The sequence below is a fragment of the Methanophagales archaeon genome (genome assembly GCA_021159465.1).
Taxonomy (GTDB): Archaea; Halobacteriota; Syntropharchaeia; order Alkanophagales; family Methanospirareceae; genus G60ANME1.
Genome location: JAGGRR010000216.1, coordinates 1 through 8479 on the forward strand (window position 1 = coordinate 1; position 8479 = coordinate 8479).

11 protein-coding genes and 1 tRNA gene are annotated in these 8479 nt (G+C 47.2%); 9 read left to right on the forward strand and 3 right to left on the reverse strand.

The window, feature by feature from the left end:
• The first annotated feature begins 659 nt into the window (after positions 1-659).
• The 7 genes from J7J01_09215 (at position 660) to cofC (ending at position 4678) form a co-directional block, all read left to right on the forward strand.
• Positions 660-1676 carry an RNA-guided pseudouridylation complex pseudouridine synthase subunit Cbf5 gene (locus J7J01_09215; protein MCD6211044.1) on the forward strand — a complete coding sequence of 339 codons (1017 nt, stop codon included), beginning with the start codon at positions 660-662 and terminating at the stop codon, positions 1674-1676.
• Positions 1656-1758, forward strand: a tRNA-Ser gene (locus tag J7J01_09220). Before J7J01_09215 ends, J7J01_09220 begins: the two co-directional genes overlap by 21 nt.
• An 83-nt stretch (positions 1759-1841) precedes the next feature.
• Positions 1842-2372: a 30S ribosomal protein S13 gene (locus J7J01_09225; protein ID MCD6211045.1), complete on the forward strand. Its 531-nt coding sequence runs from the start codon at positions 1842-1844 to the stop codon at positions 2370-2372.
• Positions 2373-2930, forward strand: coding sequence for a 30S ribosomal protein S4 (locus J7J01_09230; GenBank protein MCD6211046.1), 558 nt, complete (start codon positions 2373-2375; stop codon positions 2928-2930).
• Positions 2930-3322 carry a 30S ribosomal protein S11 gene (locus J7J01_09235; protein ID MCD6211047.1) on the forward strand — a complete coding sequence of 131 codons (393 nt, stop codon included), beginning with the start codon at positions 2930-2932 and terminating at the stop codon, positions 3320-3322. Before J7J01_09230 ends, J7J01_09235 begins: the two co-directional genes overlap by 1 nt.
• A gap of 15 nt (positions 3323-3337) precedes the next feature.
• Positions 3338-4000, forward strand: coding sequence for a DNA-directed RNA polymerase subunit D (locus J7J01_09240; protein ID MCD6211048.1), 663 nt, complete (start codon positions 3338-3340; stop codon positions 3998-4000).
• A gap of 27 nt (positions 4001-4027) precedes the next feature.
• Entirely contained in the window at positions 4028-4678 is a 651-nt protein-coding gene (gene cofC, locus J7J01_09245) for a 2-phospho-L-lactate guanylyltransferase (protein ID MCD6211049.1), read from the forward strand.
• Between the two features lie 12 nt (positions 4679-4690).
• Here cofC and J7J01_09250 read toward each other — a convergent pair whose 3' ends face one another.
• From J7J01_09250 to J7J01_09260, 3 genes are read right to left on the reverse strand one after another with little or no spacing between them, the layout of a single operon-like run.
• Positions 4691-5617, reverse strand: coding sequence for a branched-chain amino acid transaminase (locus J7J01_09250; GenBank protein MCD6211050.1), 927 nt, complete (start codon positions 5615-5617; stop codon positions 4691-4693).
• Positions 5618-5670: 53 nt separating this feature from the next.
• Entirely contained in the window at positions 5671-5949 is a 279-nt protein-coding gene (locus J7J01_09255; GenBank protein ID MCD6211051.1) for a hypothetical protein, read from the reverse strand.
• Positions 5946-6275: a hypothetical protein gene (locus J7J01_09260; protein MCD6211052.1), complete on the reverse strand. Its 330-nt coding sequence runs from the start codon at positions 6273-6275 to the stop codon at positions 5946-5948. The genes J7J01_09255 and J7J01_09260 overlap by 4 nt, the downstream gene beginning before the upstream one ends.
• Positions 6276-6385: 110 nt before the next feature.
• On the opposite strand from J7J01_09260, the gene J7J01_09265 reads away from it, so the two are divergent.
• Positions 6386-6862 (forward strand): hypothetical protein, encoded by a 477-nt coding sequence (locus J7J01_09265; GenBank protein ID MCD6211053.1) that lies wholly within the window; start codon positions 6386-6388, stop codon positions 6860-6862.
• 10 nt (positions 6863-6872) lie between these two features.
• Positions 6873-8447, forward strand: coding sequence for a B12-binding domain-containing radical SAM protein (locus tag J7J01_09270; protein MCD6211054.1), 1575 nt, complete (start codon positions 6873-6875; stop codon positions 8445-8447).
• The last annotated feature ends 32 nt before the right edge of the window (positions 8448-8479 follow it).

The window sequence follows — 8479 nt, forward strand, 5'->3', positions numbered from 1 at the left end:
TATCTCCATCTGATACGTGATATCCCTATGGAATTCAGATACAACAAAACCCAGCATTATCTCTTTCTCATTCTCTTTCTCATTCTCTTTCTCTTCTTCTGCCATCCCCTTCTTTACACCCTTAATCCTTATTTTTCTCTCACATATATAACATATAACAATCACAATCGCATGGGGCATGAGAGCCATGGATTTCGTTCAGAAGCGAAAAAAGCTTTATGAAGAATGTGCGGATTTATAGAGCAGCTTCTGGTGGATAAGGGAAAGCCCTGGTATGGTACACGTTTGTGAAGAGAGATGTGGAGCGGATAAGTGAGAAGATAGCACATGTGCGTGATATCAAAGACCTGGAGCGATATGAACAGGACTTGAAGCGTTTGAAAATATACAAAAGAGGGTGAAGGAGCGAGTGGAGCAGTTTAGCAGTAAGTATTGACAGTAAATCCTTAAGCTGGATACTCTCGCACCGTGGGCGGGAGATAGGATGAGGGGAGTTTGATGCGGCAAGTGCAAAACGTGTGGTGAGCATATCAGTGATATTGAGGATGAAGTAAGGGATACTGTATATTATCATCCTGTTTGGATAATTACAATATTCATAACGCCTTTCTTCGCTATTCATCAAATATAACAGACTGTTTTTATTATAGTTAGTGGAGATGAAGGGGATAGATAGCCCGAACCCGATAGAGAGGTGCAAATTGGAGAAAGCTCCTGCGTCCACAGACCCTCATTTCGGCTGTCAGCCGGAAGGGCGTCCAATGCGGGAGTACATCGAGAAGGGCGTGGTTGTGATAGACAAGCCCGCGGGTCCCACCGCGCATGAGGTCGTATCATGGGTGAAGGGTATATTAAAGGTGAATAAAGCGGCTCATACAGGAACACTGGACCCTAAGGTCACAGGTGTACTGCCCATTCTGCTCGGTATAGCAACTAAGTTAGCCAGTGTCTTCGTCTCTGATAAGGAATATGTGTGTTTGATGAAGTTGCACGGAGAGGTGGAAGAGGATAAACTGAGAGAGGTGGTGGGAGAGTTTGAGGGTAAGATTTACCAGCGACCACCATTAAAATCCGCGGTCAAGAGAAGAATAAGAGTGAGGACCGTGCATTACATAGAGATAAAAGAGGTGGAAGGAAGGGAGGTATTGATGAAGGTGGGCTGTGAAGCCGGTACATACATAAGGATGCTCTGTCATCATATAGGACAGGCATTAGGTGTGGGTGCGCACATGGCGCAATTGAGGAGGACCAAATCGCTACCCTTTGATGAAGCTGCGCTAACGAAGCTGCAAGACCTGAAAGATGCATACGTCTTTTACGAAACGGGAGAAGAGGCACCTCTTCGTGAACTCATTATACCCATGGAATATGCACTCGGGCATCTATATTCTCTACATTGCATCATCGTGAAGGACACTGCAGTTGATGCGCTATGCCATGGAGCGGATCTCGCGGCTCCAGGGATCTCGCGTATAGAAGAGGGAATAAATATAGGGAATCCCGTAGTTATGTATACATATAAGGGAGAAGCGGTGTGTGCAGGCAGGGCACTTATGTGTTCAGAGGAGATGCTCAGAGCAGAAGAGGGAATATGTGTGAATACAGATAAAGTGTTCATGAAGCCCGGGACATATATGAGGGTATGGAAGAACCGAGCCGAGGTGGCTGAGTGGTAAGGCGCAGGCCTGGAGTTAAGTTATCCGAACGGATAGCCTGTGTTCCGAAAGGAACTCAAGGGTTCGAATCCCTTCCTCGGCGTATACCTATACCCCTTCCTCTATGCTATACAAAATAAACTTAAAGAGGGCATACTAAATCTTATAAAAGGTTGGTTCTGAGAGATGAGTGAAGGTGAAGAAGGAATAGCGATGGAGAAGGAAAAGGGAGAGCAAGAAGGAGAGGAGTTCAAGCATATAGTCAGGATTCTGGATACAGACCTTGATGGTAAGATACGAGTGCCTTACTCACTGTGTGGTATAAAAGGGATAGGACGCAGGGTCGCACGTGCAATTGTTACATCCGCGGGTATAAATGCGGATAAAAGGATGGGAGAACTCTCTGATGAAGAGATAGAGAGATTAAAGGTGGCAATAAGCAGTGCTGATAAACGACTACCCATGTGGATGCTGAACCGGCGCAGGGATTTGATTAGTGGAGAGGATAAACATCTCATGGGCTCAGACCTGATACTGAAGTTCAGAGATGACCTGAATCTATTGCGTAAAATAAGGTCTTATCGCGGTATAAGACATGAGAGGGGTTTGAAAGTGCGGGGTCAACGTACAAAATCTACAGGACGTAAAGGAATAGTGGTAGGAGTGGTCAGGAAGAAGACACTGGCGCGTACTGGAGGCGGAGGTGGAGGGAAGTAAATGGGACATCCAAAGCGCAGCAAGAAGAAGTATGAACGCCCGAGGAGACCATGGGTCTTACAGCGGATAAAAGAGGAGAAGGAGTTAGCTGACCGATATGGACTGAAGAACAAGCGAGAGATATGGAAGGCAGCCAGTCTTATAAAGAACTATCGGAGGGAGATAAGGAACATCCTGGCTGAGATAGCGGGCATGAAACCCTCAAAGCACACAATGAAGAAACAGGAGGAGATTCTGGAGAGTTTGAAGCGGCGTGGTATAGTAGATGGAGCAGCAAAGCTGGAGGATGTTCTGGCACTGGATGTGGAGCATTTACTGGAAAGGCGCTTACAGACTCTGGTGTATAAAAAAGGCATGGCTAATTCTCTTAAACAAGCCAGACAGCTCATTGTTCATGGGCATATCGCTGTTAATAACCAGAAAGTTACCATCCCTTCGTATATAGTGCGAGTGGATGAGGAGCGAGGGATAAGCTACTATGAGCATGCACCTGCTTCTATAACCGCCATCGCCACAAAAGGAGCGAGTAAGGAAAAGGAAGAGGAGGCTGATAAGTAATGACATCGGACGAGAAATGGGTGATTGCGCATATCTTCTCATCCTTTAATAACACTATCATTACAATCACGGATATGACAGGCGCGGAGACGATAGCAAGGGCTTCTGGTGGCATGATAGCGAAGGCGGACCGTGATGAGAGCTCCCCGTATACCGCGATGCTGATGGCGTCGCAACTCGCGGACAAACTGAAGGAGCGGGGTATTATAGGACTACACGTGAAGGTAAAGGCAGCTTCAGGGCGCAAATCACGAACCCCTGCCCCAGGTGCGCAGGCAGCGATAAGGGCTTTCGCTCGTGCGGGGCTGAGGATAGGGAGGATAGAGGACGTTACACCTGTGCCGCATGATGGTACAAAGCGCCCGGGAGGCAAGCGTGGGAGAAGGGTATAAGGTTGATATACGGTTATGGAAGTAAAGATAGAGTATCGCGGGGATAACGAAGTGAGGTTCGTAGTATCAGGTGTGAAGGTTCGTTTTCTGAACTCACTGAGACGTGCGATGCTTGCGGAAGTGCCGAAGCTTGCCATTGACGAGGTGAAGATATACGAGAATAACTCTTTACTGTACGATGAGCAATTAGCGCTCCGACTGGGTTTGATACCTCTGAAGGTGAGTAATATCGGTGATTACAGTGAAGAAGATAGGGTAACACTGACTTTGAAAGCAGAGAGTCCAGAGCGGGCAGGATATACAATGGTATATTCCAAGGAGCTCATCTCCTCTGACCCTGGCGTAGAACCTGCATTTGGAAACATTCCAATTGTGAAGTTGGTCTCAAAAGAGCGCGAGATTAGCGGTATAAGGACAGTAGCGAGACAGAGGGTATCTTTTGAAGCTATTGCAAGACTGGGTAGGGGTAAAGAGCATGCGAAGTGGCAGCCTGTAACTATCTGCACCTTCAAGGAACTGTCACAGCCCAACGAGCAGCAGAAGTCTAAGTCTTTTCTCTTCACCGTCGAGAGCGATGGTTCTTTACCTGTGAATGATATTGTGGTAGAGGCGGCGAGGATAGTGCGAGATAAGTTTGAATGGCTGGTGAAGGAGTTAAAGTTAAAGGCACAGCAATAGTAACTAACCAACTAACGAGTGGGGAAATTGAAGGCGATTGTTCCGTTCAAGAAGGAAGGAGCGAAGTCGAGATTGAGCAGATTATTAACCAGAATAGAACGAGAGGAACTTGCATTGAGAATGCTAAATGATGTACTGGTGGCATTATCGAGATCTGCAGTAGACGAGGTAGAGATATTAACGACAGGAAGTACAGGCGAGTTAATGGCGGAACTGGAGAAGACCGTAACAAAAGTAAGGAGTGATAGCAGGGGGCTGAACGCTGCGTTGAACGCGGCGATAGCACAGCAGGAGCAGCCGGTATTGATTTTGATGGCTGATATCCCGCTGGTAACACCAGAGAGCATAAATAAGATGATAGAGCGGACTGAGGATGTGGTGGTAGCGCCGGGCAGGAAAGGAGGTACAAATGCACTCTTCCTTCGTAGACCTTTTCTCTTCTCCGTATCTTATTATGGAATCAGTTGCATTGAGCATCTGAACAGAGCAAGGAGGAGTAATCTAACTTATGCGATTCACGATTCCTTCTTTATGAGTGTTGATATAGATGAAGTGGAGGACCTGACGGAGTTGCTAATTCACGGTCTGGGTTCTTATTCGGCTTTATATCTGGATGAGATCGGAGTCCATCTCCATGCCAATAAGGGCTCAGAGGTACATGCGGAAGTGGTGAGATGAGCTCATTTCTTCCTACACAGGCTCGAGCCAGCACATATACCGCTCCTCCCTGGCATTCACCACATCAAAGAACTTACGCTGTATCTCCTCTGTTATCTTTCCCCTCTTGCCTTCTCCTATCTTCACACCATCTATCTCCCTTATCGCCGATACCTCTGCTGCTGTACCGGTGAAGAAAGCTTCGTCAGCATTCAGTAGTTCCTCCTTCTCCACTCGCTTTTCCAACACCTCATAGCCCATATCGCGGGCAAGTTCAATCACGGAAGCGCGGGTAATACCGGGCAGGATGGAAGATTCAATTGCAGGTGTATAAAGCAAGCCGTCTTTGACTGCGAATATGTTCTCTCCCGGTCCCTCTGCCACATAGCCGTGGTTATCAAGCATTATCGCCTCGTCGAACCCGCGCTCCTTCGCATCTAGCACAGCGAGCAATGAATTCAGATAATGCCCAGTCGCCTTCGCCGTCACCGGTAACGTATTGGGGTCTATTCTGCGCCATGAAGAGAAAGTGCATCTTATACCCTTCTCCAGTGCATCCGCACCAAGATAAGTGCCCCAGCGCCATACAGCGATTGCACAGTCAACAGGGCAGCCTTCCGGATTCACACCCAGGTGGTGTAAGCCATAGAATGCGATAGGTCTTATATAGCATGCATCCAGTTCGTTTATTCTAATGGTATCTTTTATTGCATCCTTCAGTTCTTCCTTCGTGTAGGGGATTGTCATCTTATACAGTTCCGCAGAGCGATACAACCGTGCAATATGGTCATCCAACCTGAAAATGAACGAGCCCTTATCTGTTGCGTAACATCTTATACCCTCGAAGACTCCTGTCCCGTAATGGAGACCGTGTGCGAGCACATGCACCTTCGCATCTTTCCAGTCCATAAACCTGCCATTATACCATATCTTACCACGCTCTGGTAGCCCCTCGACCATTTCTATCACCTATAAAGATGTAATAACCTAAATAAACATCCCGCCCATTCACACTAAGAGGGAGGATTTACACGTATAGCGGAGAGGTAAGAGATGAGCAAAGCGAAGAAGAATCCTAAAAGCGACAGAGAGAGTGTGAGTAAAAAGCATAACGGTTCACTATAGCCCTGTGACCTGGCGAGTGTGAAACCGAAGAATAAGCCCATAATAGTGAGTCCGGAAATAAGCAAAGCATAAGGGAGCGCTCGTAAAAGCATATTCTCCCTTAGCTTCTTATTCTTATACAGTTCCCCTGTATTTATATTTGTATTCACTCTCTGCCTCACTTTCATACTCGTATCTTCGTCCAGAGCATGAATGCGATCAGGAGCCCGTATATAGCTACTGCTTCCGCAAGTGCGACAAATATCAGCACTCGACCAAATACCTCCGGCTTCTCCGCTGTTGCCCCGGTTGCCGCAGTTCCCGTAGCAGATATTGCAATACCAGAACCAATAGCAGCACCAGCCATTGACAGACCTGCCGCTATTGCTATCCAGCTGGCATCAGTGATAGTACCAGCACTTCCCGCTCCAGCTTCCGCATTCTGCGCTGATGCAATTCCCGCTACTGCAGCGAGAATGAGCAATGTAAAAGCAAAGGTGTATTTCATCCTCATCTCTTCTCTTTACCTCCTATTCCTACTTTATTACAAAAGAGAGAGTGAGTGATATATATAAAAGTAATGGTTTTTTCATGCATGTGGTTTTTAAAGGAAGACATTATTATATGGAATATATGATAGATATGATAGATGGGAAAGAACAGGAACAGCCCGAGATTGATATACCGTCGCTTGAGCGAGCAGTGAGGCGTGTGAAGGCGATGATGGTAAACTGGGGCTTGGGAGAGGGTTGTAGTATGATATATGCAGTTCTTGTCGTTTCTCATAAGCCATTGTCCGCGGAGGAGATAGGAAAAAGAACCAACTATGCTTATTCTTCCACCATCAATTATCTCAATACACTCATACAAATGGGTCTGGTGGAGCGAGTGAGGAGTTTAAGGAAGAACTTCTATGTGGCGAATGTGAACTTTGTGGCATTGATAAAGGCGGAGCTGGGGAAGGTGAAGAGCTATCTCAGCCAGCTTGGTAGTGACTTAGAGGGGATAAAAGAGCTTGAGCAACTCAGTGAGAAGGTAGAGAATGCAATTGCCTATCTGAAGCGTGTAGAGGCTGCGGATAAGCATAAATGGGATGGGTGATGGAGATAAAATGAGACGTTTTGGTATGAGCCCTAAGAGCCCTAAGATTATACTCACTGCTGATGAGACGATGATGAGCAAGTACCGATGGGGGATATTTGTAGGCTTCTCCACCTGCATGCCGCGCGGTATTCTACCTGATTGGTTCTATTTCAGTGTATGGGCACCGCCGGTACCACGAAAGAATGGGCGAGCTTTGTATGCAGATTTCGGGCTGAGGATCATGGAAGCATCACTGGCGAATGTATTTGGTGCTGATGAAGTTGCAGTGGTTCACCCGCGGGATTTGAAGCGCGTTGCAGGTGACAGAACAGAGATTATAGGCATTGGCGGACATGATTTTCTGGGTATCAATCCCCCGACCTCTGAGTTCGTTGACATGTTAGATACAGGACCCCCATACAACCGGGTGAAGTTCTTTGAGTTGTTACGTAACCCTGTGATGAGAGAGAAGATAGTTGTGATAGGAGGTAAAGCGGCATGGCAATTGGCGGATGAAGAGATCATGGACAGACTGAACATAGATTATGTGCATCTTGGAGAGGGAGAAATTAGCGTGCCTGAGATGTTCAAAGCGATACTGGAAGGCGAAAAACTGCCGAGGATAATAAAAGGTAAAGAGCCTGCTCCGGATGAGATTCCCAATATCCTCGGTGCTACTATTCATGGATTGGTGGAGATAGGCAGGGGTTGTGGCAGGGGCTGTGCATTCTGCACCCCGAACATGCAACGGTTACGATACCAGTCCGTAGCGCACATAGTGCGGGATGTGGAGACGAATATAAAAGCGGGTCAGCGTTCTATCTGCCTCCACTCCGAGGATGTGCTCAGGTATGGTGCTAAGGGGATACCACCAAACGAAGAACGTGTGCTGGAGCTCTTCAGGCGTGTGGCATCGGTGGATGGGATAAAGGATATAGGAACAAGTCATATAGCTCTTGCCACGGCATATCATAATCCCCGTCTTGTTGAAGCAGTAGCAGAGATGTGCTATTCAAAAGTGGAGGATATGAATTGGCTGGGCGCTCAAACGGGGATAGAGACAGGCAGTGCGAGACTGATAGCAAAACACATGCGAGGTAAAGTGCTACCATCACCACCGGAGCGATGGCGGGAGATTGTGCTCCAGGCATTTGGTATCCTTGATGATAACAACTGGATTTGTGCAGCAACATTGATAAATGGACTCCCGGATGAGACCACAGATGATGTCATCAAGAGCATAGAACTGGTAGAGGACTTGAAAAAGACCTCTACACTCTCGCTTGTGGTGCCGATGAACTTTGTATCAATGCGTGGTTCTGCACTGGACACTGAAGAATCGTTCAACATCGGGAAGATGACGCGTGAGCACTGGCAACTGATGGGTGAATGTATAGACCATGACCTGAGGGTGGTGCCACGACTGTTAAGAATGTACAGGGATAATAAAGGGATAAAGAGCTGGTTACTCAGTTTCGCAGCCACGAGAATGGCAAATGCGTTGCAGAAGTATGTGAATAAGATGAAGCGGGGTGAGCCACCGACAGACCGCCACGAGATAAGTAAATGGCTCAATCCCGATATACCGGACCTCAGGGCTTAGAACTTAGAATAACATCAATCCCCTCCACCAAC

Coding starts and splice junctions, on each gene's coding strand:
- J7J01_09225 (MCD6211045.1), top strand. CDS start 1,842: ATGAGTGAAGGTGAAGAAGGAATAGCGATGGAGAAGGAAAAGGGAGAG.
- J7J01_09270 (MCD6211054.1), top strand. CDS start 6,873: ATGAGACGTTTTGGTATGAGCCCTAAGAGCCCTAAGATTATACTCACT.
- J7J01_09255 (MCD6211051.1), bottom strand. CDS start 5,949: ATGAAAGTGAGGCAGAGAGTGAATACAAATATAAATACAGGGGAACTG.
- J7J01_09235 (MCD6211047.1), top strand. CDS start 2,930: ATGACATCGGACGAGAAATGGGTGATTGCGCATATCTTCTCATCCTTT.
- J7J01_09260 (MCD6211052.1), bottom strand. CDS start 6,275: ATGAGGATGAAATACACCTTTGCTTTTACATTGCTCATTCTCGCTGCA.
- J7J01_09230 (MCD6211046.1), top strand. CDS start 2,373: ATGGGACATCCAAAGCGCAGCAAGAAGAAGTATGAACGCCCGAGGAGA.
- J7J01_09265 (MCD6211053.1), top strand. CDS start 6,386: ATGGAATATATGATAGATATGATAGATGGGAAAGAACAGGAACAGCCC.
- J7J01_09250 (MCD6211050.1), bottom strand. CDS start 5,617: ATGGTCGAGGGGCTACCAGAGCGTGGTAAGATATGGTATAATGGCAGG.
- J7J01_09240 (MCD6211048.1), top strand. CDS start 3,338: ATGGAAGTAAAGATAGAGTATCGCGGGGATAACGAAGTGAGGTTCGTA.
- J7J01_09215 (MCD6211044.1), top strand. CDS start 660: ATGAAGGGGATAGATAGCCCGAACCCGATAGAGAGGTGCAAATTGGAG.